The 23,784-nt window shown below is 63.2% G+C and carries 20 protein-coding genes and 1 pseudogene; 14 read left to right on the plus strand and 7 right to left on the minus strand.

Annotated features, from left to right (window positions below; translation table 11 throughout):
* The first annotated feature begins 38 nt into the window (after positions 1-38).
* Together secB and NKJ04_RS26230 are read left to right on the plus strand one after the other, a co-directional pair.
* Positions 39-536: a protein-export chaperone SecB gene (gene secB / locus NKJ04_RS26225; protein ID WP_023813420.1), complete on the plus strand. Its 498-nt coding sequence runs from the start codon at positions 39-41 to the stop codon at positions 534-536.
* Between the two features lie 246 nt (positions 537-782).
* Positions 783-1,070 (plus strand): annotated as a pseudogene (locus tag NKJ04_RS26230) (GIY-YIG nuclease family protein).
* Positions 1,071-1,234: 164 nt separating this feature from the next.
* On the opposite strand, the gene dnaQ reads toward NKJ04_RS26230, so the two are convergent.
* From dnaQ to NKJ04_RS26255, 5 genes are all read right to left on the minus strand, one after another.
* Positions 1,235-1,939 (minus strand): DNA polymerase III subunit epsilon, encoded by a 705-nt coding sequence (gene dnaQ, locus NKJ04_RS26235; RefSeq protein WP_352678003.1) that lies wholly within the window; start codon positions 1,937-1,939, stop codon positions 1,235-1,237.
* Positions 1,940-2,236: 297 nt separating this feature from the next.
* On the minus strand, positions 2,237-2,836 hold the full coding sequence (coaE, locus tag NKJ04_RS26240; protein ID WP_352678005.1) for a dephospho-CoA kinase: 600 nt from the start codon (positions 2,834-2,836) through the stop codon (positions 2,237-2,239).
* A complete protein-coding gene (locus NKJ04_RS26245; protein WP_352678007.1) occupies positions 2,833-3,675 on the minus strand; it encodes a shikimate dehydrogenase in 843 nt (280 codons plus the stop codon). The genes coaE and NKJ04_RS26245 overlap by 4 nt, the downstream gene beginning before the upstream one ends.
* Complete coding sequence (locus NKJ04_RS26250) at positions 3,668-4,267, minus strand: Maf-like protein (RefSeq protein ID WP_352678009.1); 600 nt, start codon at positions 4,265-4,267, stop codon at positions 3,668-3,670. Before NKJ04_RS26250 ends, NKJ04_RS26245 begins: the two co-directional genes overlap by 8 nt.
* 169 nt (positions 4,268-4,436) lie before the next feature.
* Entirely contained in the window at positions 4,437-5,351 is a 915-nt protein-coding gene (locus NKJ04_RS26255; protein WP_502897971.1) for a pyruvate, water dikinase regulatory protein, read from the minus strand.
* Positions 5,352-5,662: 311 nt separating this feature from the next.
* Between NKJ04_RS26255 and hemE the strand changes: the two genes are divergently transcribed.
* The 4 genes from hemE (at position 5,663) to yddG (ending at position 9,835) form a co-directional block, all read left to right on the plus strand.
* Entirely contained in the window at positions 5,663-6,694 is a 1,032-nt protein-coding gene (gene hemE, locus NKJ04_RS26260) for a uroporphyrinogen decarboxylase (protein WP_352555693.1), read from the plus strand.
* The gene (gene hemJ / locus NKJ04_RS26265; protein WP_352678013.1) at positions 6,694-7,230 is read left to right on the plus strand and encodes a protoporphyrinogen oxidase HemJ; all 537 of its coding nucleotides are present in this window, start codon (positions 6,694-6,696) and stop codon (positions 7,228-7,230) included. Before hemE ends, hemJ begins: the two co-directional genes overlap by 1 nt.
* Before the next feature lie 246 nt (positions 7,231-7,476).
* On the plus strand, positions 7,477-8,742 hold the full coding sequence (gene rho / locus NKJ04_RS26270) for a transcription termination factor Rho (protein WP_013528732.1): 1,266 nt from the start codon (positions 7,477-7,479) through the stop codon (positions 8,740-8,742).
* Positions 8,743-8,914: 172 nt separating this feature from the next.
* Positions 8,915-9,835, plus strand: coding sequence for an aromatic amino acid exporter YddG (yddG, locus tag NKJ04_RS26275; RefSeq protein WP_031213659.1), 921 nt, complete (start codon positions 8,915-8,917; stop codon positions 9,833-9,835).
* Between the two features lies 1 nt (position 9,836).
* Here the strand turns inward: yddG and NKJ04_RS26280 are convergent, their stop codons facing one another.
* On the minus strand, positions 9,837-11,855 hold the full coding sequence (locus NKJ04_RS26280; RefSeq protein WP_352678017.1) for a thioredoxin domain-containing protein: 2,019 nt from the start codon (positions 11,853-11,855) through the stop codon (positions 9,837-9,839).
* A 62-nt stretch (positions 11,856-11,917) separates the two neighbouring features.
* Here NKJ04_RS26280 and mnmE point away from each other — a divergent pair, with 62 nt between their 5' ends.
* The 5 genes from mnmE to NKJ04_RS26305 all read left to right on the plus strand — a co-directional run bounded on the left by mnmE (position 11,918) and on the right by NKJ04_RS26305 (position 17,995).
* Entirely contained in the window at positions 11,918-13,249 is a 1,332-nt protein-coding gene (gene mnmE / locus NKJ04_RS26285) for a tRNA uridine-5-carboxymethylaminomethyl(34) synthesis GTPase MnmE (protein WP_128305993.1), read from the plus strand.
* Between the two features lie 420 nt (positions 13,250-13,669).
* Positions 13,670-15,550, plus strand: a complete 1,881-nt coding sequence (gene mnmG, locus NKJ04_RS26290; protein ID WP_352678019.1) for a tRNA uridine-5-carboxymethylaminomethyl(34) synthesis enzyme MnmG — start codon at positions 13,670-13,672, stop codon at positions 15,548-15,550.
* Complete coding sequence (gene rsmG / locus NKJ04_RS26295) at positions 15,547-16,179, plus strand: 16S rRNA (guanine(527)-N(7))-methyltransferase RsmG (RefSeq protein WP_031213658.1); 633 nt, start codon at positions 15,547-15,549, stop codon at positions 16,177-16,179. The genes mnmG and rsmG overlap by 4 nt, the downstream gene beginning before the upstream one ends.
* Positions 16,180-16,234: 55 nt before the next feature.
* A complete protein-coding gene (locus NKJ04_RS26300; RefSeq protein WP_013528736.1) occupies positions 16,235-17,035 on the plus strand; it encodes a ParA family protein in 801 nt (266 codons plus the stop codon).
* Positions 17,036-17,104: 69 nt separating this feature from the next.
* Positions 17,105-17,995 (plus strand): ParB/RepB/Spo0J family partition protein, encoded by an 891-nt coding sequence (locus NKJ04_RS26305; protein WP_352555682.1) that lies wholly within the window; start codon positions 17,105-17,107, stop codon positions 17,993-17,995.
* A gap of 371 nt (positions 17,996-18,366) precedes the next feature.
* Here NKJ04_RS26305 and holA read toward each other — a convergent pair whose 3' ends face one another.
* Positions 18,367-19,410 carry a DNA polymerase III subunit delta gene (holA, locus tag NKJ04_RS26310; RefSeq protein ID WP_352678024.1) on the minus strand — a complete coding sequence of 348 codons (1,044 nt, stop codon included), beginning with the start codon at positions 19,408-19,410 and terminating at the stop codon, positions 18,367-18,369.
* 515 nt (positions 19,411-19,925) lie between these two features.
* Here holA and NKJ04_RS26315 point away from each other — a divergent pair.
* Genes NKJ04_RS26315 through NKJ04_RS26325 form a run of 3 tightly spaced genes read left to right on the plus strand, consistent with a single transcriptional unit; the run spans position 19,926 to position 23,559 of the window.
* The gene (locus NKJ04_RS26315; protein WP_352678027.1) at positions 19,926-21,158 is read left to right on the plus strand and encodes a 3-methyl-2-oxobutanoate dehydrogenase (2-methylpropanoyl-transferring) subunit alpha; all 1,233 of its coding nucleotides are present in this window, start codon (positions 19,926-19,928) and stop codon (positions 21,156-21,158) included.
* Between the two features lie 3 nt (positions 21,159-21,161).
* A complete protein-coding gene (locus NKJ04_RS26320) occupies positions 21,162-22,175 on the plus strand; it encodes an alpha-ketoacid dehydrogenase subunit beta (RefSeq protein ID WP_027162844.1) in 1,014 nt (337 codons plus the stop codon).
* Between the two features lies 1 nt (position 22,176).
* Positions 22,177-23,559, plus strand: coding sequence for a dihydrolipoamide acetyltransferase family protein (locus NKJ04_RS26325; protein WP_352678030.1), 1,383 nt, complete (start codon positions 22,177-22,179; stop codon positions 23,557-23,559).
* Positions 23,560-23,784: the final 225 nt, after the last annotated feature.

A 23,784-nucleotide genomic window follows, 5' to 3' on the forward strand; every position in this document is an offset into this window, starting at 1 on the left:
TCGGTCAGCGACGCTGCCCAGGCAAGAGGACAAGGCTTATGGCCAGCAAGGATGACGCGCCGGTCGGCGCAGCCAACGGAAACGGCAATGCGGCGCAGCCGTCGCTCAACGTTCTGGCGCAATATGTGAAGGACCTGTCGTTCGAAAGCCCCGGCGCGCCGAATTCGCTGCGCGGCCGCGACAAGGCGCCGGGCATCGCCATCAACGTCAACGTCAACGCCAACCCGCTCTCCGACAAGCAGTTCGACGTCAATCTGACGCTGAACGCCAAGGCGTCCTTCGACCAGGAAGTGCTGTTCAATGTCGAGCTGGTCTATGGCGGCGTGTTCGCCATCGCAGGCTTTCCGCAGGAGCACATGCTGCCGATCCTGTTCATCGAATGCCCGCGCCTTTTGTTCCCGTTCGCCCGGCAGATCATCGCCGAGGCAACCCGCAATGGCGGCTTCCCGCCGCTGATGCTCGACCCGATCGACTTCGCCCAGATGTTCCAGCAGAAGCTGGCCGAGGACGAGGCGTCCAAGGTCAAGGTGAGCTGAGGCCTGCTGTCATCGTTGTTGTTTCTGAGAACCCGGCCTTGTGCCGGGTTTTCTGTTTGGAACGCTGGCGGGGCAGCGCGCCTTTGAGGTTGGCTGAAGGCCCCTAGCGTCTTCGTCATCCTAGGGCGGAGCAAGGAGCGTAGCGACGCAGCGCAGACCCTAGGATCCATGCCGTGACATTCGCCTTAGAATGCAACGGATCAGAATGGCGCTTGTCCCCGCGCCTGTGCTCGCTACGCTAAAACCATGACCGGTTATGTCTACATGACTGCGAGCCAGGAAGGTGGCACCCTCTATATCGGTGTCACCAACGACCTCGGTCGCCGCATGCCGGAGCACAAGTCGGGCCAAGGCTCTAATTTCACCAGCCGCTACGGTGTTCAGCGGTTGGTCTGGTAGGAGGAGTTTTTCGACATCACCGATGCGATCCAACGTGAGAAGTCCCTGAAGCGCTGGCCGCGCCAATGGAAGATCGAATTGATCGAAAAGGCCAATCCAGAGTGGTTCGAGCTGTTTCGCGGGACGGGGTGGTAACGCTCGGTTTCTTGCACCGCCGGAACATATCATCACCGTCACGGCATGGATCCTAGGGTCTGCGCCGCGTCATTCGCTCCTTGCTTCGCCCTAGGATGACGAAGTTATCGGGTCCGCTGCCAATCTTGAGGGTCGGCCCTTCCAGCCTTGCCGCCATCGCTTCTCTAACTGCCAGCAGCAACCTTCAGCCACAACGCCTTCTCACCCAACGTCCCGACCATGCCGGCGTGCGCGGCGCGTTCGGCTTCGGTGAGGCGGGGCCGCAGGGGTGCCGGGCGCTGGCTGATGATGATCTCGATCTGGCGGACATTTTTGCCTTGCGCCGGCGCGGTGGCGCTGTCGAGGATAAGGGCCGCCTGCTTGCCGCCGATCAGCTCGATATAGACCTCGGCCAGCAATTCGGAATCGAGCAGGGCGCCGTGCTTGGTGCGCCTGGTGTTGTCGATGCCGTAACGCCGGCAGAGCGCATCGAGCGAATTCGGCCCCATCGGGTGCTTGCGGCGCGCCAGCGCCAGCGTATCGACGACGAGGCCGTTGTCGATGACGGGATGACCGAGCCGGCCGAATTCAACGTTCAGGAAGCCGATGTCGAAGGTTGCGTTGTGGGCGACCAGCTTGGCGCCGTCGGTGAAGTCCAGCCATTCCTGCACAATCTCGGCAAAGGTCGGCTTGCCCGCGAGGTCCGCCGCGCTGATGCCGTGCACCGCCTGTGCCTCGGCATGGATCGCGCGCCCTTGCGGGTTGATGTAGTGGTGGAAGGTCTTTCCGGTCGGGAAGCGGTTGACCAGCTCGACGCCGCCCAGCTCGATCACGCGGTCGTCGCGCGAATCGAGGCCGGTGGTTTCCGTGTCGAAGATGATCTCACGCATCGAATCAGTCGCTCCAAAGGAGCAGAATCATGAGACCGGAACAAAATGGCAATGGGAAACGAGCTGATCAGGGCAATCACTACAGGTTTGCGCTGCCCCTCATCGCACTGCCGGGCACTTCTCCCCCTATAGTGACGGGGAGAAGGACGCCTTCGCAAAGGATTCGCCAATCTCCTGCGTTTGCAAGAGAGTAGCCGAGGTCGCGGCCAGCTCCTTCTCCACGTCACTACACGGGGAGAAGATGATGCCGGCAGGCAGATGAGGGGCGGCGCTGACGTTAACAGACGGCAGCCAGTGTCAATGGCCCGGCTCGCCGACCCCGATCAGTTCCGCAATGATCGCATTTACCTGAGTCCGCGCGGCGTCCAGCCCCTGGCCGGTGTCGACCACGAAATCGGCCTGACGACGCTTTTCCGTATCCGGCACCTGCTTGGCCAGGATCGACGCCAGTTTTTCCTCGGTCATGCCTGGCCGCGCCAGCACACGCTCGCGCTGGGTCTCGGCCGATGCGGTGACGACGACGACCTTGTCGACGCGGTTGCGGCCGCCGGTTTCGAACAGCAGGGGAATATCGAGGACGGCGATCGGCGCGCCTGATCTACGATGCCTGGCCAGAAAGGCATCGGCATCAGCGCGAACCAGCGGATGGATGATCGCCTCGAGCCGCTTCAGCGCGGCGGCGTCGCCGAGCACACGCGCGCCAAGCTTTGTCCGGTCGACCGCCCCGGCAGATGTGGTGCCGGGAAAGGCGGCCTCGACCAGGGGGGCTGCCTTGCCGGCATAGAGGCGATGCACCGTCTCGTCGGAATCATGGACCGGCACGCCGGCGTCAGTGAACATCTTTGCCGTCGTCGACTTGCCCATGCCGATCGAGCCGGTGAGGCCGAGCACGATCATGGCTTCGGCACCAGATCGGCGACGATCAGCGCCCGGAGTTCGGCCGTCACCCGCGGCCTGATGCCGAACCAGCGCTCGAAGCCGGGCACGGCCTGATGCAGCAGCATGCCGAGACCGTCGACCGTCTTCAGGCCCCTGGCGCGCGCCGCCGCAAGCAGGGGCGTCTCCAGCGGTACATAGACGATGTCGGTGACGATGGCGTGGTCCGGCAGCCGGGCGGGATCGGCCGACAGGCCTTCATTGCCATGCATGCCGAGCGCAGTGGTGTTGACCAGCAGGCCGGCATCGCCGAGCAGTTCATCCGTAGCCGCCATGCCATGCGCCGACACGCCGGCGCCGAAGCGATCGCGCAATTCCTGCGCTCGGGCCACAGTGCGGTTGACGATGCGGATGTCGGTCACGCCGCGCTCCTTCAGCGCATGGATGACCGCGCGCGACGCACCGCCGGCGCCAAGCACGACCGCCGGACCCTTGCCCGCCCAGCCCGGCGCATGATCGTCGAGATTGGCGGCAAAGCCGTGCGCGTCGGTGTTGCCGCCCCACAAGACGCCGTCCTCGAACCACAGCGTGTTGACGGCGCCGATCTCTTCAGCGGCCTGGTCGCGGCGCTCGGACAGCGCGAAGACCGCCTCCTTGTGCGGGATGGTGACGTTGCCGCCGCGATAATTGTTTGCCGGCAGCGTCTTCACGAACTCGGCAAAGTCTTGCGGCGCGACATCGATGGCCTGGTAGCTGCCGTCGATGCCATGTTTGGCCAGCCAGTAGCCATGGATCTTCGGCGAGCGCGAATGCTTGACCGGATGGCCGGTGACGAAGGCCTTCTTTGACACCTCAGCCATCGATCGCTCCCAGCGTGCGCAGTTCGGCCAGCAGCGGCAACAGCGGCAAGCCGACAATCGTGAAATGGTCGCCTTCGATTTTCTCGAACAATTGAATGCCTTCGCCTTCTACCTGGTAGGCGCCGACGCTGGGCAGCGCCTTGGCGCCGACGCGGGCGAGATGGCGGCCGATGAAGGCTGGGTCGAGCTTGCGCATGGTCATCGAGGCGATGCCGACATGCCGCCACAAGACCTTGCCGTCGCGAACCAGCACCGCGGCGCTGTTGAGCTGATGGGTCTTGCCCGACAGCGCCAACAGATGCCGGCGTGCGCCTTCCATGTCGGCCGGCTTGTGGAACACCTCGTCGCCGAGCGACAGCGTCTGGTCGCAGCCCAGAACCAGGGCGCCCGGCCTGCGCTCGCTGACTTCGGTGGCCTTGGCCTCGGCCAGCACCAGGGCGACGTCCTCGGGCGAGACGCCGCTGTCCTGCAAAGGCCCCTCGAGCGCGCGCTCGTCGACATCGGCGGGAACCGCCTCGACATCGACGCCGGCATTGACCAGCATCGCCTTGCGGAACGGGCTGCCTGAAGCGAGGATGATTTTCTCGGTCATGGTTTTTACGCCTGGTTTTCTGGCACCGACTAGGGTGTTGAGATTCAGGTCAGGCCGAGTCGAAAATGGTGGCTTCCGAGAACCGGAGCGGAGCGTACTTAAAGTACGTGAGCACCGGAAGCGCAGGAAGCCGCCATTTGCAGGCCGGCATCACCTGAATATCGACGCCCTAGCGCGTCTTCCCCCGCAGGGCAACGATGGCCGCCGCCGTTTCCTCGATCGAGCGGCGGCTGACGTCGATCATCGGCCAGCCATGGCGCGTGCAGATCTTGCGGGCATAGGCGAGCTCCTCGGCGATTGCGGCGCGGTCGACATAATCCGATGCCTCATACGAGCTGCTGTTGCCGAGGATGCGGTTTTGCCGGACATGCGAGATGCGCTCGGCGGTGGCGATCAGCCCGACGATCAGCGGCTTGCTGGCGGCAACCAGGCTTTCCGGCACCGGCACGCCGAGCACGATCGGGATGTTGGCGGTCTTGATGCCGCGGTTGGCGAGATAGATGCTGGTCGGCGTCTTCGACGTGCGAGAAATGCCGATCAGCACGACATCGGCATCGTCCATATTGAGCGGCAATTGGCCGTCATCATGGTCCATGGTGAAATTGAGCGCATCGATGCGGCGGAAATATTCGGCGTCGAGGACATGCTGGGCGCCGACGCGGCGGCCGGCCGGGGTGCCTAGATAGGACTGGAACACGGTCAGCACCGGCTCCAGCACCGATACACAGGGCAGGCCCATGGCCGCGCAGCGCTCGTCGATGCCGCGTGCCAGCTTCTGGTCGACGACCGTATAGAGGATGATGCCCGGCTCTTCCTCGATGTCGTCGAACACCTTCGCCACCTGCTTTTCGGTGCGGATCAGCGGATAGATATGCTCTATGGCGCGCGCGTCCTTGTACTGCGCGGAAGCTGCCCGGCCGGCGGCAAGCAGCGTTTCGCCGGTCGCGTCGGAAATCAGGTGCAGGTGGAAGAAGCTCTGGGGTTTGTTCACAGGGGTCACCTGGGGCTGTGGGCTTCTGTGGATAAAGCGGGATGAAAAGACGGGCCTGTCGGAGGCGACTGTATCAGATGGCAGTTTGTCCACAATTCGATGCGCTGTCAGCTTCGTCGGGCGACTGGGGACAAGTTTGGGGACGGCTTTTTTCGACTACGGTCCGTCCACAGGACCCGCCTTTCACCGCTGTGCCTAACACTTTGACTCGATTGGCCGATTCGGAGCTATCCCCAGAACCCTACATCTGGGAAAAAGAAGCACGCGACAATATGTTGGCTGGTGTTTTCCGGGGCAAAGCGGGACAGGTGACAACCACCAGAACCAACAGACTCTTAGAATCAGAAGAATCTTAGATATAAGAATCTTTGATTATAGAAGAGGCTGGGAGAAGCGAGCGCCCGATGCCCCAGAACCGGATCATGCTGGATGTCCTCAGGGGCAAGGCTCATTTTCCGCCTCCGCTCTGGATGATGCGTCAGGCCGGGCGCTATCTGCCGGAGTATCGGGAGACACGCAGACGCGCGGGGTCGTTCCTCGATCTCTGCTACGATCCCGATCTTGCGGTCGAAGTCACCTTGCAGCCGATCGAGCGCTTCGGCTTCGATGCCTCGATCCTGTTTTCCGATATCCTTGTCGTTCCGCATGCGCTTGGCCGTGACGTTCGCTTCGAAGAGGGCAGAGGGCCGCTGCTGACGCCGATCACCGCGCCGGAGATCTTGGCTCTGGAAGGCAAGGTGTTTCACGTGAATCTCGAACCGGTCTACGAGACGGTTCGCCGGTTGCGGGCCAAACTGCCCGAAGAGACAACCCTGATAGGCTTCTGCGGCGCGCCGTGGACGGTGGCGACCTACATGATCGCCGGCCATGGCACACCCGACCAGGCGCCGGCGCGGCTTTTTGCCTATCGCGAGCCGGTGGCGTTTCAACGACTGCTGAAGGTGCTTGCCGAACATTCGGCCGCCTATCTCATCCGCCAGATCGAGGCGGGTGCGGATGTGGTGCAGATTTTCGATTCCTGGTCCGGCGTGCTGGACGATGAAACTTTCGACCTGTTCTGCGTTCAGCCAATGGCCGAGATCGTTGGCCGGGTGCGGGCGGTTCATCCCGATGTTCCGATCATCGGTTTTCCCAAGGGCGCCGGTTCGCGCTACCGGACCTATCGGCAAAAGACCGGCGTAACGGCGCTGGGGATCGACTGGACGGTGCCCTTGGTCGCGGCGAAGGAATTGCAGCGCTCAGGTGCGGTTCAGGGCAATCTCGATCCCTTGCGGCTCGTGGCTGGCGGCAAGGCGCTGTCGGATGGTGTCGAGGCGATCCTGAAGGCGCTGGGAGACGGGCCGCTGATCTTCAACCTCGGTCACGGCATCACGCCGGAGACGCCGATCGCCCATGTCGAGGCGATGGTGAAACAGGTGCGGAGCGCGACACGCTAATGGCTCAGATGAACAACACGAACAGCACCGGCCAGGCGATGATGCGCATGATATCAGGTATCGCCGTGCTGGTCGTTCTCACCGCGCTTTTGTATTTCGCCGCACCCGACAGTTTCTATCCCTGGGCAAAGGCGATCCATATCCTCGCCGTCATCTCATGGATGGCGGGCATGCTCTATCTGCCGCGGCTGCTGGTCTATCATGCGGATGCCGAGAAGGGCTCGGTGCAATCGGAGACCTTCAAGGTGATGGAGCGGCGCCTGCTGCGCGGCATCATCAACCCGGCGATGATCGTCACCTGGGTGTTCGGCCTGTGGCTCGCCTGGAAGGGTTTTGGTTTCCAGGGCGGCTGGCTGCATGCCAAGATAGGAGCCGTGCTTTTGCTGTCGGCCATGCATGGCTATCTCTCGGGCGCGGTGCGCAAATTCGCCGAGGACCGCAACGAAAAACCCGCCAGGCACTGGCGGATGGTCAACGAGATCCCCACATTGCTGATGATCGCAATCGTCATCCTGGTGGTCGTCAAGCCGTTCTGATGCATGCCGCTCAAGAACGCCCAGGAGACAACGACAGGCATTGATGCGCTTTAAGCCTTCATAGGTCACGCAAAACGCAGCTTGCTCTTTCACCCGACCGACGATAAAAGACGGGTCTTCCTTCCCGTCATGCGCCGCCCCTCGTTGTTTTCGGCCGCGCCCGGCATTTGTCGCATCCCGCCGATATTTTCCCAAAGCCTACCCAGACTCCATCTATTCCCAGACTCAATCTACCAAGGTCCGTCTATGCAAGAAATGAAACTCGCTGAGTTCAAGAACAAGAAACCGCCAGAGCTGATCGCTTATGCCGAATCGCTCGAGGTCGAAAACGCCAGCGTCATGCGCAAGCAGGAGCTGATGTTTGCGATCCTGAAGAAGCTGGCCGCCCAGGAGATCGAGATCATCGGTGATGGCGTGGTCGAGGTGCTGCAGGACGGTTTCGGCTTCCTGCGCTCCGCCAACGCCAATTATCTGCCAGGTCCCGACGACATCTATATTTCGCCGTCGCAGATCCGGCGCTTTTCGCTGAAGACCGGCGATACGGTCGAAGGGCCGATCCGCAGCCCGAAAGAGGGCGAGCGCTATTTCGCGCTGCTCAAGGTCAACACCATCAATTTCGACGATCCCGAGAAGATCCGTCACAAGATCCACTTCGACAATCTGACGCCACTCTATCCGACCAAGCGGCTGAAGATGGAGATCGAGAATGTGACCACCAAGGACATCTCGGCCCGTGTGATCGACCTGGTCGCGCCGATCGGCAAGGGACAGCGCGCTTTGATCAACGCGCAGCCGCGTACCGGCAAGACGGTTCTGATGCAGAACATCGCCCACTCGATCACCGCCAACCATCCGGAATGCTATCTGATCGTGCTTCTGATCGACGAGCGGCCGGAAGAAGTGACCGACATGCAGCGCTCGGTGAAGGGCGAGGTGATCTCCTCGACCTTCGACGAGCCGGCCGTGCGCCACGTGCAGGTCGCCGAAATGGTCATCGAGAAGGCCAAGCGCCTGGTCGAACATGGCCGCGACGTCGTCATCCTGCTCGATTCGATCACTCGTCTCGGCCGCGCCTACAACACCGTTGTGCCGTCATCCGGCAAGGTGCTGACCGGCGGTGTCGACGCCAACGCGCTGCAGCGGCCGAAGCGCTTCTTCGGCGCCGCCCGCAACATCGAGGAAGGCGGCTCGCTGACCATCATCGCCACCGCGCTGATCGATACCGGCAGCCGCATGGACGAAGTCATCTTCGAAGAGTTCAAGGGCACCGGCAACTGCGAAATCCAGCTCGACCGCAAGGTGGCCGACAAGCGCATCTATCCGGCCATGGACATCTTGAAGTCCGGCACCCGCAAGGAAGACCTGCTGGTTTCCAAGCAGGATCTGCAGAAGATTTTTGTGCTGCGCCGCATCCTGGCGCCGATGGGAACCACCGACGCGATCGAGTTCCTGATCGATAAGCTCAAGCAGACCAAGACCAATGCGGATTTCTTCGATTCGATGAACACGTAAAGGTCAGGCCGAAATCATCCGGTCTGTGTATTGAAGCCCCATTCCGCGAAACCGGGATGGGGTTTTTCATTGTCCGGCGGCAGGTCGCTTTCCCGATATCGGGCGGCTGTATGTGGCGGCAGACGATTTCGCGTTCATGCAAAGCTCGTGTCTGCAAACTGGAAGCAGCGACGTGAAGAAGACAATCCCGACCCTGATCGGCTTTTCGGCCATCCTGACCTGGTCTTTCCTGGCGCTGCTTTCGACCGCCGCTGGCTCGATCCCGCCGTTTCAGCTGGCAGCCATGACCTTCCTGCTCGGAGGGCTGGTTGGCGCCGGCAGCTGGATCTTTCGCCCAGGCGCGATCCGATCGCTGCGGCAGCCATGGCCGGTCTGGGCGGTCGGCACGGCGGGACTGTGCATCTACCACTGCGCCTATTTTTTCGCGATCCAGTCGGCGCCGCCGGTCGAGGTCAGCTTGATCGCCTATCTCTGGCCACTGCTGATCGTTGTTTTCGCCGCCTTCCTGCCTGGCGAAAGGCTCCGGGTTCATCACATCGTCGGCGTCGTTCTAGGGCTTGCCGGCGCCATCGTGGTGATCACCAAGGGCGGCAATGTCGGCCTAGCCAATGGGGTGATGAAGGGCCATGTCATCGCGCTCTTCTGCGCCTTCATCTGGGCTGGCTATTCCGTCCTGTCACGCCGCTTCGGCCAGGTGCCGACGGATGTCGTGGCCGGTTATTGCTTCATCACGGCGGCGGTCGCTTTCTCGCTGCACCTGATGCTTGAGACCACGGTCTGGCCGCAGACGCCGACGCAGTGGACGGCTATCGTCATTCTGGGCACGATTCCTCTGGGAGCCGGCTTCTACGCCTGGGATTTTGGCTGCAAGCACGGTGACATCATGATCCTTGGCGCCCTGTCCTACGCCGCGCCGCTGTTGTCGGTCATCGTGCTGTTGCTGGCAGGCTTTGGTGTGTTTCACTGGTCGGTGGCGCTCGCCTGCGTGCTGATCACCATCGGTGCGGTGATCGCCGCCAAGGATTTGCTGTTCAAGCGCCGGCCGGCTGGTTCTTCGACCGAGGCGTTCTCCGAGCCGGCGCAAGGCGCCTGACCTATTGGTGGTTGAGAAGGCGTTCCAGCTCTTCGGGATCCGTGACGGCGGGAAGACAAACCTGGCCGGTGCAGAGCCAGGCGCCCGCTTTATCGGTCGGCGGCAGCATCCCGCCGGGTAGCAAGGGTCGATTCGTATCCGTACCGATCGGCACGATGATGTCCACCCGCCTTGGATCCGGGTTTTGATTCGCAACCGGAACGAGCTTTGGATCGCCCAGCGTATCGACGATGACCAGTTTGAGCGGCTCGATCGCCAGCGCGCAGGCGTTGACGATGCCGGCCTGGCCATAGGCTTGGTTTGCGGCACGGCCGGCGGCATGTTCGGCGACCTCCCAGGCTTTCTCGTGCAGCTCGAGATCGCCGGTGACGGAGGCGAGCCGGACCAGTGCTTCGATGATTTGGCCGGTGGCGGACGGAATGGCCTCGTCGACATCGCCGCGGATGCGGATCGGCACGTCGGTGCTGTCCGAGGCAGTCAGGTAATAACCTGCCTTTTCGGTATCGGCGTGCCAATGGTCGAGCTGCTCGACAAACTGGCCGGCCTGGTCGACATAGCTCCAATCCCCAGTGGCCTCGAACAGCGAGATGGCTGCGTTGGTCATGGCGGCATAGTCGCTGGACAAAGCAGGAAACAGTTTTCTGGCGCCGAGCATCGAATGCGGCAAGCGGCCGTCGCGGCTGGCAGCGCGGATATGGGCAAAGGCTTTTGCCGCCGCATCGATCCAGTCAGGCCGCGCCAGCGACCGGCCGGCTTCTGCAATCGCCGCGATCATCTGGCCGTTCCAGTCGGTGAGGGTCTTTGCGTCAAGGCCGGGCCTGACCCGCTCTTCCCGGACTGCAAGGAGTTTCCCCTTGAGCGGGCTGATCTCTTCGCGATCGATCACATATTGCGATTGCTGGGACAGGGTTTGGTGAACAACCGGCTTGCCTTCCCAGCCGTGCGGGCTGGAGAGCGTGAAGTGATTGACAAACAAGGCGGAATCGTCACCGAGTGCGGCCTCGACCTCGTCTTTGCTCCAAGTGTAGAACAGCCCTTCCTCGCCGTCGCTGTCGGCGTCGAGACTGGCGGCAAATGCGCCGCCGTCGACGCGCATTTCGCGCAGCAGCCAGTCGATCGTCTCTTCGATTCGGACCCGGAACAACTCGTTGCCGCTTGCGGCATAGGCCCAGTTGCAGAAGCGGATCAGCTGGGCATTGTCGTAAAGCATCTTTTCGAAATGCGGCACCAGCCATTCGGCGTCGGTCGAGTAACGGCTGAGCCCGCCGCCGATATGGTCGTAGATGCCGCCGCTCACCATCTGCTCAAGACTGAGTAGGACGTCGTCGCGGTGGCTGGCGTTGCCGTCGCGCAGCCAGGACAGCCACAGCGTTTGCATGAACGGCGCATTGGGGAATTTCGGCGCGCCGCGCAGGCCGCCGAGATCGCGGTCGATCATGCCGTCTATACCCTTGGCAAGCTCAGCCAGCGTGCCGCGATCGAGCCCTGTTTTCGCATGCGAGCCGGCAAGCCGCGCCTCGACATGTAAGGTCAGGCCGTCGGCACTCTGGTTGAGGCTCGCCCGCTTCTCGCGCCAGGCCTTGTCCACCGCCTCCATCACCTGGATGAAACCGGGGCGGCCATAGCGTGGCTCGCGCGGAAAATAGGTGCCGCCCCAGAACGGCTTGCCGTCCGGCGTCAGGAACATGGTCAGCGGCCAGCCGCCTTGCTCGCCCATGGCGGAGAGTGCAGCCATATAGATCTGGTCGATGTCGGGACGCTCCTCGCGGTCGACCTTGATATTGACGAACAGACGGTTCATGACGGCGGCGACACCATCGTTCTCGAAGCTTTCATGCGCCATGACGTGGCACCAGTGGCAGGCGGCATAGCCGACCGAGAGCAGGATCGGCCTGTCCAGCGCCTTCGCCTCCTCGAGCGAAGCCGGCGACCAGGCGCGCCAGTGCACGGGATTGCCGCTGTGCTGCTGCAGATAGGGGCTTGCTTCTTCAGCGAGCAGGTTTTGCGCGGGCAACGTCACGATGGGCAAACTCGGATGGGTCGGATAGGCGTAAAGCTAGGGCGGTTCGGTAGAGCGGGCAAATGATTTCAGGCGGTTCCATCGTAGCGCTGTCGAGCGGCCGGCTTCCGGCCGGGGTTGGCGTCATCCGCATTTCCGGCCCGCAGACTCGATTCGTAGTCGAAACGATTGCCGGCAGCATGGTTAAGGACCGCTCGGCAGTTCTGCGCCGATTCAGGGCACCCGACGGGACCTTGCTCGACACCGGCCTGGTCGTTTTCTTTCGCGGTCCGGCCAGTTTCACCGGCGAGGACGTTGCGGAATTCCATGTTCACGGCGGTCGTGCCGTTGTGGCAAAAATGCTGGAGACGATCGCAGGCCTTGACGGCGTCAGGCACGCGGAACCCGGCGAATTCACGCGCCGGGCCTTTCTCAACGGCAAGGTCGACCTTGTCGAGACGGAGGCACTGGCGGATCTCGTCAACGCCGAGACCGAGGCGCAGCGGCGTTTTGCCGTTCAAAATGCCGAAGGCGTTCAGAGCGAACTCTATCTCGGCTGGCGCCGCAGACTAATCCATGCCCGCGCCATGATCGAGGCGGAAATCGATTTCGCCGATGAGGACGATGTCCCCGGTTCCGTTTCGGATACGGTCTGGTCCGATGTCAGGACGATGATCGGCGAGATCGATCGCCACATCGCCGGGTTTCGCGCCGCCGAGATCATTCGCGACGGCTTCGAGGTCGTGATCCTTGGCGCGCCCAACGCCGGTAAGTCGAGTCTGTTCAATGCCCTGGCCCGGCGGGATGCCGCTATAGTAACGGATGAACCCGGCACGACGCGGGATCTGCTTGAAGTGACACTTGATCTCCAGGGGCTGCGGGTCCGGCTTACCGATACGGCCGGGCTGCGCGATGCGCCGGGGAAGGTCGAGGCGATCGGCATCGAGAAGGCGAGGGCCAAGGCGCATGGCGCCGATCTCTTGCTGTTGCTGCAGGATGTTACGAATCCTGGGGATATTCGTTCATTGCCGACCGCGGCGCCGACCTTGCGCGTTGGCACCAAGCGCGATCTGCTGGAAGACCGCGCGGCGAGCGGGGCGATGGAAGACTACAACCTTGTCATTTCGGTAAAAAACGGGACGGGCGTGGAGAGACTGCTGGCGGAAATCGGCCGGCGAGCTGCCGAAGCAGCCGGGAGCGTCGGTGATGTTTTGCCATCGCGCCTGCGCCACGTCGAATTGCTTGGCGCAGCGAATAGGCACCTGCTTCGTGCAACCGACGGCCAGACTGTCGGGCAGGAATTGCGCGCCGAAGAGTTGCGGCTTGCCGCGGATCGCCTGGGCCGTATTGTCGGCGCCATCGACGTCGAGGAGATGCTGGATGTGATTTTCTCACAGTTCTGTATTGGGAAATGACTCACGTGAAACAGTGCGGTGTATCGCTTCGTCATCCACGGGCGAAGCAAGGAGCGCAGCGACGCAGCGCAGACCCGAGGATCCATGCCGCGACATCAAAGCAGCGGCCACGATGCAGAATTCTGCTCCGCTGTACTCTTTGGCCAAGGTCACGGCATGGATCCTCGGGTCTCCGCGACGCCGATTCGCGGACGCTCCGCTCGTGGATGACGAAGGCGGGGAGGCTTCGTCTGGGCCACCGCGCTGCGCTGCCTGTGTGACTCACGTGAAACGCGTCAGGCGGCCTTGGTGACTCACGTGAAACATGGAGCTGACAGCCCGCAAGGTTGTTTCACGTGAAACGACCCGCGGAGTTTTCTTGACAGCAAAGCCTCACGGGGACATGTGTCCCTGATTCATTTGAGTCTAGGACGTTTGGAAATGACCAATCACTATGATGTGGTTGTGGTGGGCGGTGGCCACGCCGGGTGCGAGGCGGCCAGCGCTGCAGCGCGCGCCGGTGCGAAGACCGCTTTGGTGACGCTGCGTTTCGACACGATCGGGGTCATGTCGTGCAATCCGGCGATCGGCGGGCTCGGCAAGGGTCACCTGGTCCGCGAGATCGATGCCATGGACGGCTTGATGGGGCGGGTGGCGGATGCTGCCGGTATCCAGTTCCGCCTGCTCAACCGCCGCAAGGGCCCAGCAGTACGCGGGCCGCGCACGCAGGCCGACCGAAAGCTCTATCGCCTCGCCATGCAGGAAGCGATTCGGCAGCAGAAAGATCTCGACGTGGTCGAAGGCGAGGTTCTGGACTTCGAAATCGACGATGGGCAGATCGTGGCCGTTCTCCTGGCCGATGGAAGGCGGCTTGCCTGTGGCGCTGTCGTTTTGACGACCGGAACTTTCCTGCGCGGACTTATCCATATCGGCGAGAAGAAGATTGTTGCCGGCCGCATGAACGAGCAGGCCAGCCTTGGGCTCTCGGCGACGATGGATCGCGCGGGCTTCAAGCTCGGCCGTCTGAAGACCGGCACGCCGCCACGGCTCGACGGCCGGACCATCGACTGGGCGTCGCTGGAAAGCCAAGCGGCGGATGAGAATCCTGTGCCGTTCTCGCTGATGACCGACCGCATCACCACGCCGCAGATCGAGTGCGGCATCACCCGCACGACGACGGCCACGCATGAGCTGATCCGCGCCAATCTTGACCGGTCGGCCATGTATTCCGGCTCGATCGAGGGCGTTGGGCCGCGCTACTGCCCGTCGATCGAGGACAAGATCGTCAAGTTCGGCGACAGGGACGGGCACCAGATCTTCCTCGAGCCGGAAGGGCTCGATGACAACACGGTTTATCCCAATGGGATTTCGACCTCGCTGCCCGAAGACGTACAGCTCGATATATTGAAAACCATTCCGGGGCTGGAGCGCGCAACCATGCTGCAGCCCGGCTATGCCATCGAGTATGATCACGTCGATCCGCGCGAACTGCATCAGACGCTGGAGACGAAGCGCATCAGGGGTCTTTTCCTCGCCGGGCAGATCAACGGCACGACCGGCTATGAGGAAGCAGCCGGGCAAGGCTTGCTCGCAGGCCTCAATGCGGCGCGGCGGGCGGCGGGGAGCGAGCAGATCGTGCTCAGCCGCACCGAAGCCTATATTGGGGTGATGGTCGACGACCTGACCAGCCGCGGCATCAGCGAACCCTACCGGATGTTCACCTCTCGGGCCGAATTCCGGCTGTCGCTGCGTGCCGACAATGCGGATGAACGACTGACGCCTCTGGCTGCGAAGCTGGGCATCGCTTCGGCACAGCGCATGCAACGCTACGGGCAGGTCATGCAAAGCCTGGATGAGGCGCGGGACTTGGCGAAGTCGCTCGCCCTGACGCCGAACGAGGCGGCGCGACACGGGCTGGACATCAACCGGGATGGCGTGCGCCGGTCCGGCTATGAATTGCTGTCCTATCCTGACGTCGATGTCGCTTGGCTGGCCGGCGTCGATCCGCGCTTTGCGGCGATCGACGGCAAGACGGCGGAGCGCCTCGAGACGGAAGCGAAGTATTCTGTCTATCTGGATCGTCAGAAAACTGACGTGGCGCAAATCCGGCATGAGGAGAGCCGGCTTATCCCCGAGACGGTCGATTTCGCCGGAGTGCCGGGTCTGTCGAACGAGCTGAAGCAGAAGATGCAGGCGCGGCGGCCGCGCTCCATCGCTGATGCCCAGCGCATGGAAGGCATGACGCCGGCGGCGCTGGCGATCATCGTCGCGCATGTCCGTCACGCGGAAAGCACCCAGCGCCCACAAAAGGAAGTTGCGTGAGTTCTATTTCCCTAGAGAGCCTGCAGGACGCGGCAGGCCCGGTTTCACGTGAAACATTCGATCGGCTGGTGGCCTTCGAGCAGATGTTCCAGAAATGGAATCGCAGCATCAATCTGGTGGCGCAATCGACGTCGGGCGATGTCTGGCAGCGCCATATCCTGGACAGCGCCCAACTCGGACGCATAGAACCGGTTGCCACGCGCTGGGTGGATCTCGGCTCGGGCGGCGGATTTCCGGGCCTTGTCATGGCTTTCCTGCTTGCCGAGCGCGACGGCGCCAGCATCGACCTGGTTGAAAGCAATCGCAAAAAGGCGTCCTTCCTGCAGACCGTCGTCGGGCAGTTCAGGCTGCCGGCGCGAGTCGTGGCGCGCCGCATCGATGACAGCCATGCGCTTGTTTCGACACCGCAAGTTGTCACGGCGCGGGCTTTGGCGTCGCTTTCGACCTTGCTGGACCTGTCGGCGCCATGGCTGACGTCAGGCGCGCGCGGCCTGTTCCACAAAGGCCGGGATTACCGCGCCGAAGTGGAAGAAAGCGTTCACCGATGGTCCTTCGATCTGGTAGAACATCCAAGTGTGACCGACCCGCATGGGGTCATCCTTGAACTGTCCAACCTGCGACCTGTCTGATCCGCGACGTGTCAGACGCTTTGGCGATCCCAAAATGAACTTCTGGCATAGACCCATGATGAAGAATGGCCCCCGAATCATCACCGTAGCCAACCAGAAGGGCGGTGTCGGCAAGACAACGACCGCCATCAATCTGGCGACCGCGCTGGCCGCGATCGGCGAAAAGGTGCTGATCGTCGATCTCGATCCGCAGGGAAATGCCAGCACCGGCCTCGGCATCGATCGCAAGGACCGCACGGTGTCCTCCTATGACGTGCTGACCGGCGAGCTTGAGCTGGAGGCCGCGGCCATCCCCACAGCCGTGCCCGGCCTGTCGATCGTGCCGTCGACGCTCGACCTGCTCGGCATCGAAATGGAGATCGCCTCCGCGCCCGACCGGGTGCTCAAGCTGCGCAATGCGCTGCGCGCTGCGACCGAGCGCGGCGCACCATTCGGCTATGTGCTGATCGACTGCCCACCATCGCTCAACCTTTTGACTTTGAATTCAATGGCCGCGGCCGATTCTGTTCTTGTACCGCTGCAATGCGAGTTTTTCGCGCTCGAAGGTCTCAGCCAGTTGCTGGAGACGGTCGAGCAGGTGCGCCGCTCGATCAATCCGGATCTCACCATCCAGGGCATCGTGCTGACCATGTATGACGGCCGCAACAATCTCGCCAACCAGGTGGTGCAGGATGTGCGGGCGCATATGGGCGACAAGGTCTACGAGACCGTCATTCCGCGCAATGTGCGGGTGTCCGAGGCGCCGTCCTACGGCAAGCCGGCGATCCTCTATGATTTGAAGTGCTCCGGCAGCCAGGCCTATCTGCAACTGGCGTCGGAAGTGATCCGCCGCGAGCGCAAGTTACGCGCCGCTTGATTAGGCCGGATGCATAGCTAAAAGCCGATTCGATACCGAAACGATTTGGAATAGCCAACTGGAATAAAGATGAGCGAAGACCTTTCAAGAAAGAGACTGGGGCGTGGACTGGCTGCGCTTATCGGCGAGATCGATCGCCCCGCAGCGCCTGAGAAGCCCGGCATGAGCGCCGACGGCAAGGTGCCGATCGAGTTCCTGACCCCCAATCCGAAAAATCCGCGCCGGCATTTCGGCGACGCCGAGCTGACCGATCTTGCCCAGTCGATCCGCGAACACGGCGTCGTCCAGCCGGTGGTGGCGCGGCCTTCGCCGACACAGGCCGGCCGCTACGAAATCATCGCCGGCGAGCGGCGCTGGCGCGCGGCGCAGCGCGCCGGGCTGTCCGAGATCCCGGTCATCATCCGCGAGGTCAACGACCGCACCGCGCTCGAACTGGCGATTATCGAGAACGTCCAGCGCACCGATCTCAATGCAGTCGAGGAGGCGCTTGGTTATCAGCAACTGATCGACGAGCACGGCTACACCCAGGCCGATCTCGGCCAGGTGATCGGCAAGAGCCGCAGCCATGTCGCCAACACGCTCAGGCTCTTGAAGCTGCCGGACGTGATCCGCGACATGCTGGTCGACGGCGCCCTGTCTGCCGGCCATGCCCGCACGCTGGTGACGGCGGAAGATCCGGCCGGCCTTGCCAAGCGCATCGTCGAAGAGGGCCTTTCGGTGCGCCAGGCCGAAGCGCTGGCGCAGATGCCGGCCGGCACCAGCAGCGCCAGGGAAGCCAAGCCGGCGCCAAGTCCTGACGAAAAGGACGCCGACACGCTGGCGCTGGAAAAACTGTTGACCGACACGATCGGCATGATCGTGTCGGTGGATCACAAGGGCAGAGGCGGCGTGCTGCGGGTTTCGTACCGGTCGCTGGAACAGCTTGATGAGCTGTGCCGCAGGCTGAAGCAGGATCGGTAGTTAGCCGGCAAATTAACTCCTGGCTTAAGGTCCAGCTGAGCTGGTTGGCACGGGCTTGAGAGCATAAAGGGCTGGCGGTAGCCGGCCCTTCTCTTTGCGGCGCCTGTGTTTGGCTCCCCTTGTGGGGAGGGGTTAGGGGTGGGGGTCCGTGCCGGGCAGACATCTCAGGAATTCCATATGCGATAGCCCTGCCACTTGTGGGGAGATGCCGGTAGGGCAGAGGGGGCGTGAAGGAACGCCAGCTTTGGTCACTTCTAGATAGCTGACAAGCTGTCAGGTGGCGCATTCTAGCCAATAGAGACGTCGGCGGGACAGCGCCCCCCTCTGGCTTGCCAGCCATCTCCCCCACGAGGGGGGAGATCGCCAATCTCCTACCTTTGCGCCAGCCGGCTGCTCTCCACGGCAATACCAAGCAGCGCCTGCCTTGCCAGCGCGACGGAAAGATCCGGCCTTCGCCGCGTCTGCAGGACCGCTGTCTGCAGCCGCGTCAGCGCGCGGCCGAGCGCGTCGGTGCTCCAGCGCTCCAGCGCCTTCTCGACCAGCTTGCGCCGCGAAAAAAACACCGGCGGGCGAGCGGCGGCGACGACCGAGGCGGCGTTGCGGCTGCCGGACTCCATCTGGCCGCGCATGACCTGGATCTGCTGCAACTGCCGCATTGCCGAGGACAGCACCAGGAAGGGCTGGCCGCCGGACTGGCAATGCCGGCTGAAGGCGGTGTCGAAGTCGCCGATCTTGCCTTCGAGAAGCGCGTCGACCGCGTCATCGAAGGAGGCGCCGGAGACGTCGCCCGACATCGCCTTGACCTCCTCCAGCCCAATCTCGGTCTGGCCATGGGCATAGAGCACGAGCTTCTCGATCTCGCCGCGCGAGGCCAGCCGGTCGCCGCCGAGATTGCGGCGCAGCGCCTGCCTCGCTTCCATGGTCATCGACATGCCAGCCTTGCCCAGTTCGTGGTCGATGACGGCGTCGATGTCGCGCGCCTCATCGGCATAGCACGGCAGCGCCATGGCGTTGTCCGCCGCCTCGACGATGGCGCGCAGGCCGACGCCCTTCTTGAGATCGCCGGCCTCGATGAGAATGATCGCGTCTCGCGCGGGCTCCGCCGTCAGCGCCTTGACGTCGTCGGCCAATGCCTTCTGGCCGCTGGCATTGCGCACCCACAGCAGCCGCCGGTCGGAAAACATTGGCACGGTGCGGGCTTCGTCGAGCAGCCGGCCCTCGTCGCGGTCGACCTCCGAACCCTCCAGCCGGACCACGGAGAAGGGATCGTCGAGAGGCAGGCCGGTCTTGCCGGCAAAGGCCTTCGCCCGCTCGGAGACGAGGCCGCGATCGGGGCCGTAAAGCAGGACGATGGAAATGCGCGCATCAGGCCGCGCCAACCACCCATCGACCTCATATGCTTTCTTCTGTGCCATGGCGGGTTGGTTAGCATGATGCGGGGGCGGGGTGAATGGAGGTTGGTGATTGGGGCAAAGGATGATGCGCGTGATTTTCTCGCAGCGTGGAAGATTGGCAAAAGCGGCGGAGCGAGTAATCTCCCCCCTTGAGGGGAGATGTCGCCGAAGGCGACAGAGGGGGTCGTTGCGCGTGGAGCGCTAACCTTCGTCTGCCGCAAGGAGGTCGCATCCAGTCGAACCGACCCCCTCTGGCCTGCCGGCCATCTCCCCCTCAAGGAGGGAGATTACGCTTCGCCGCCTTCGCCAATCACCTTATCTTCCGGCAAACCCAGCCCAACCTTCTCCCTAATTGCGCGCCATCCCCCAACATCGACAAGAAATTTCGTCGACATATCTTCATCTTGGTGCTGGGGAGGCTGGATCGGCCGGCGCGGCCGGGACCGACGTCCGCAGGCTACCCCGACGAATTCGCACTGGCCTGGCGGCGCAGATATGCAAATATCGGCACCAGGCAACATTGGAGGACAAAGGTCATGGCCGATGCTGGGATGTTGCGTTTCCACGTTCCGGAACCGGAAGTGCGGCCGGGCGGGACGCCTGACTTTTCCAATGTGCCGATCCCCAAGGCCGGCTCGGTGCCGCGCCCCGAGATCGATGTCGATCCGCGAACAATCCGCGATCATGCCTTCTCGATCATCCGTGTGCTGAACCGCAATGGCGAGGCCGTCGGTCCCTGGGCCGGCCTGCTTTCCAGCGACGAGCTGCTGGCCGGGCTGCGCCACATGATGACGCTGCGGGCCTTCGACGCGCGCATGCAGATGGCGCAGCGGCAGGGCAAAACCTCGTTCTACATGCAGCATCTGGGCGAAGAGGCGGTGGCTTGCGCCTTCCGCAAGGCGCTTGAACCCGGCGACATGAACTTTCCGACCTATCGCCAGGCCGGCCTGCTCATCGCCGACGGCTACCCGATGGTCACGATGATGAACCAGATTTATTCCAACGAGGCCGACCCGCTGAAGGGCCGGCAATTGCCGATCATGTATTCGTCGAAGGAGCACGGCTTCTTCTCGATCTCCGGCAATCTGGCGACGCAGTACATCCAGGCGGTCGGCTGGGCGATGGCGTCGGCAATCAGCAATGATTCGAAGATCGCAGCCGCCTGGATCGGCGACGGCTCGACGGCCGAGTCCGACTTCCATTCGGCACTGGTGTTCGCCTCCACCTACAAGGCGCCTGTCGTGCTCAACGTCGTCAACAACCAGTGGGCGATCTCGACTTTCCAGGGCATCGCGCGCGGCGGCTCGGGCACGTTTGCCGCCCGCGGCCTCGGCTTCGGCATCCCGTCGCTGCGCGTCGACGGCAATGACTATCTCGCCGTCCATGCGGTCGCCAAATGGGCGGCGGAGCGGGCGCGCAGCAATCTCGGGCCGACGCTGGTCGAATATGTCACCTACCGCGCCGGCGCGCATTCGAGCTCGGACGACCCGTCCGCCTACCGGCCGAAGACCGAATCCGACGCCTGGCCGCTCGGCGACCCGATCGTGCGGCTGAAGAACCATCTCATCGCGCTCGATGTCTGGTCGGACGAACGGCACGCGCAGGCCGAGGCGGAAATCCTCGACACGGTGATCGCGGCGCAGAAGGAAGCCGAAAGCCACGGCACTCTGCATGCCGGCGGCAAGCCGTCGACGCGCGACATGTTTGAAGGGCTCTATGCCGAGATGCCGCCGCATCTCAGACGCCAGCGCCAGCAGGCGGGGGTTTGAGCCATGCCGAGACGGACCATGATCGAGGCCATTCGCGATGCCATGGACGTGTCGATGGGGCGCGACGACAAAGTCGTCGTGTTCGGCGAAGATGTCGGCTTCTTCGGCGGCGTATTCCGCTGCACGCAAGGCCTGCAGGCCAAATACGGCAAGAGCCGCTGCTTCGATGCGCCGATCAACGAATCCGGCATTGTCGGCTCGGCCATCGGCATGGCCGCCTATGGCCTGAAGCCGTGCGTGGAGATTCAGTTTGCCGACTACATGTATCCGGCCTACGACCAGCTGACGCAGGAAGCGGCACGGCTGCGTTACCGCTCCAACGGCGATTTCACCTGTCCGATCGTGGTGCGCATGCCGACCGGCGGCGGCATTTTTGGCGGCCAGACGCACAGCCAGAGCCCGGAAGCGCTGTTCACCCATGTGTCGGGACTGAAGACCGTGGTGCCGTCCAACCCACATGACGCCAAAGGGCTACTCATCGCGGCGATCGAAGACCCCGATCCGGTGATTTTTTTGGAGCCGAAGCGGCTCTACAACGGCCCTTTCGACGGCCATCACGACCGGCCGGTGACGCCGTGGTCGAAACATGAGCTCGGAGAGGTCGCCGACGGCCACTACACCGTGCCGCTCGGCAAGGCGGCGATCCGCCGGGCAGGCTCGGCCCTCACCGTGCTCGCCTACGGCACCATGGTCTATGTCGCGCAGGCCGCGGTCGAGGAAACCGGCATCGATGCCGAGATCATCGATCTCAGGACCCTTTTGCCGCTCGATCTCGACACGATCGTCGCCTCGGTCAAGAAGACCGGGCGCTGCGTCATCGTGCACGAGGCGACGCTGACGTCGGGCTTCGGCGCCGAACTGTCGGCCCTGGTGCAGGAAAACTGCTTCTATCACCTCGAAGCGCCGGTCGCTCGCGTTGCCGGCTGGGACACGCCCTATCCGCATGCGCAGGAATGGGACTATTTCCCCGGTCCCGCCCGGGTAGGCCGTGCTTTGCTTGAAACCATGGGGGCCTGAGATGGGCGAACACATCATCAAGCTGCCCGATATCGGCGAAGGTGTCGCCGAAGCCGAGCTCGTCGAATGGCACGTCAAGATCGGCGACATGGTGCGCGAGGACACCGTGCTTGCCGCCGTCATGACCGACAAGGCGACGGTCGAAATCCCGTCGCCTGTCGACGGCGAAATCCTGTGGCTGGGCGCCGAGATCGGCGACACGGTGGCGATCGGCTCGCCCATCGTGCGGCTGAAGGTGGCGGGCGAGGGCAATGTTGCGGGTGGTGCGACGCCGGCAAAAGTCACGGCTGAGAGTACCCCCACCCCTAGCCCCTCACAAGGGGGAGGGGGACGCGCCACGGCCTCCAAGGGCGGAGCAAAATCTACTTCGCCATCATCAGAGTCCTCCGCGAAAAGCGTGCGAGCAGCGCAGACAGAATCCCCCTCCCCCTTGTGGGGAGGGGCTAGGGGTGGGGGTACAGCGCCGACGTCCGGAGTTGTCGCGCCCGCCGGCGCACCCCGTCCCGAGGGCGAAAGACCGTTGGCCTCTCCGGCCGTCCGTCTGCGGGCAAAAGAGGCGGGCATCGATCTCCGGCAGGTTGCGGGGAGCGGCCCTGCCGTGCGCATCGGCCATGAGGATATCGAGGCGTTCCTGGCGCGCGGCCCGCAGGTCGCCAGGACATCCGGTCTCGCCCGCAACGATACGATACAGGACATCAAGGTGGTCGGGCTGCGGCGCAAGATCGCCGAGAAGATGACGCTGTCCAAATCGCGCATCCCGCACATCACCTATGTCGAGGAGATCGACGTTACAGCACTCGAGGAATTGCGCGCCGCGCTCAACAAGGAGAAGCGCCCGGGCGTGGAGCGGCCGAAGCTGACGCTGCTGCCGTTCCTGATGCGGGCGATGGTCAAGGCGATAGCGGACCAGCCCAACCTCAATTCGCTGTTCGACGACGAGGCCGGCATCATCCACCAGCATGGCGGCATCCATATCGGCATTGCCGCGCAGACGCCGTCGGGGCTGGTGGTGCCGGTGGTCAGGCATGCCGAGGCGCGCGACATCTGGGAATGCGGCACTGAGGTCATCAGGTTGGCCGAGGCTGCCAAGTCCGGCACCGCGACACGCGACGAGCTGTCCGGCTCGACCATCACCATCACCTCGCTCGGCGCCATGGGCGGCGTGGCGACGACGCCGGTGATCAACCATCCGGAAGTGGCGATCATCGGCGTCAACAAGATGATGGTGCGGCCGGTGTGGGACGGCACCCAGTTCATGCCGCGCAAGATGATGAACCTGTCGTCGAGCTTCGACCATCGCGTCATCGACGGCTGGGACGCGGCGGTGTTCATCCAGCGGATAAAGACGCTGCTGGAAACACCGGCGCTGATTTTCGTGGATTGAGGGTGATGAGGCCGATGTCGAAGTGGGGGGGCCCCCGCCCAGCCGCCCCCGAGAAGCAGGACAATGGGGGCGTCGGGTCCCCCCCCCCCCCCCCTGCTGCCCCCGCATATTTCAAATGTCTTTGGGGTCCACCCCCACCTCCCCCCGTGGGGTTTGGTGGTCGTCCGCCCCGGCGCCAGTCTCTTCTCCCCCGGGGGGATATGGGGGCCGCTACGCGGCCGGATG

The organism is Mesorhizobium sp. M0618, from assembly GCF_040320765.1.
In the GTDB taxonomy this organism is placed as follows: Bacteria; Pseudomonadota; Alphaproteobacteria; order Rhizobiales; family Rhizobiaceae; genus Mesorhizobium.

What these genes read in the sequence shown, in the direction of transcription:
- coaE (WP_352678005.1), bottom strand. Translation starts at nt 2,836, where the DNA reads ATGATCGTGCTCGGCCTCACCGGCTCGATCGGCATGGGCAAGTCGACG.
- dnaQ (WP_352678003.1), bottom strand. Translation starts at nt 1,939, where the DNA reads ATGCGTGAGATCATCTTCGACACGGAAACCACCGGCCTCGATTCGCGC.
- NKJ04_RS26315 (WP_352678027.1), top strand. Translation starts at nt 19,926, where the DNA reads ATGGCCGATGCTGGGATGTTGCGTTTCCACGTTCCGGAACCGGAAGTG.
- NKJ04_RS26300 (WP_013528736.1), top strand. Translation starts at nt 16,235, where the DNA reads ATGATGAAGAATGGCCCCCGAATCATCACCGTAGCCAACCAGAAGGGC.
- mnmG (WP_352678019.1), top strand. Translation starts at nt 13,670, where the DNA reads ATGACCAATCACTATGATGTGGTTGTGGTGGGCGGTGGCCACGCCGGG.
- secB (WP_023813420.1), top strand. Translation starts at nt 39, where the DNA reads ATGGCCAGCAAGGATGACGCGCCGGTCGGCGCAGCCAACGGAAACGGC.
- rho (WP_013528732.1), top strand. Translation starts at nt 7,477, where the DNA reads ATGCAAGAAATGAAACTCGCTGAGTTCAAGAACAAGAAACCGCCAGAG.
- NKJ04_RS26305 (WP_352555682.1), top strand. Translation starts at nt 17,105, where the DNA reads ATGAGCGAAGACCTTTCAAGAAAGAGACTGGGGCGTGGACTGGCTGCG.
- hemJ (WP_352678013.1), top strand. Translation starts at nt 6,694, where the DNA reads ATGGCTCAGATGAACAACACGAACAGCACCGGCCAGGCGATGATGCGC.
- NKJ04_RS26320 (WP_027162844.1), top strand. Translation starts at nt 21,162, where the DNA reads ATGCCGAGACGGACCATGATCGAGGCCATTCGCGATGCCATGGACGTG.
- holA (WP_352678024.1), bottom strand. Translation starts at nt 19,410, where the DNA reads ATGGCACAGAAGAAAGCATATGAGGTCGATGGGTGGTTGGCGCGGCCT.
- NKJ04_RS26325 (WP_352678030.1), top strand. Translation starts at nt 22,177, where the DNA reads ATGGGCGAACACATCATCAAGCTGCCCGATATCGGCGAAGGTGTCGCC.
- hemE (WP_352555693.1), top strand. Translation starts at nt 5,663, where the DNA reads ATGCCCCAGAACCGGATCATGCTGGATGTCCTCAGGGGCAAGGCTCAT.
- NKJ04_RS26245 (WP_352678007.1), bottom strand. Translation starts at nt 3,675, where the DNA reads ATGGCTGAGGTGTCAAAGAAGGCCTTCGTCACCGGCCATCCGGTCAAG.
- NKJ04_RS26250 (WP_352678009.1), bottom strand. Translation starts at nt 4,267, where the DNA reads ATGACCGAGAAAATCATCCTCGCTTCAGGCAGCCCGTTCCGCAAGGCG.
- mnmE (WP_128305993.1), top strand. Translation starts at nt 11,918, where the DNA reads ATGATTTCAGGCGGTTCCATCGTAGCGCTGTCGAGCGGCCGGCTTCCG.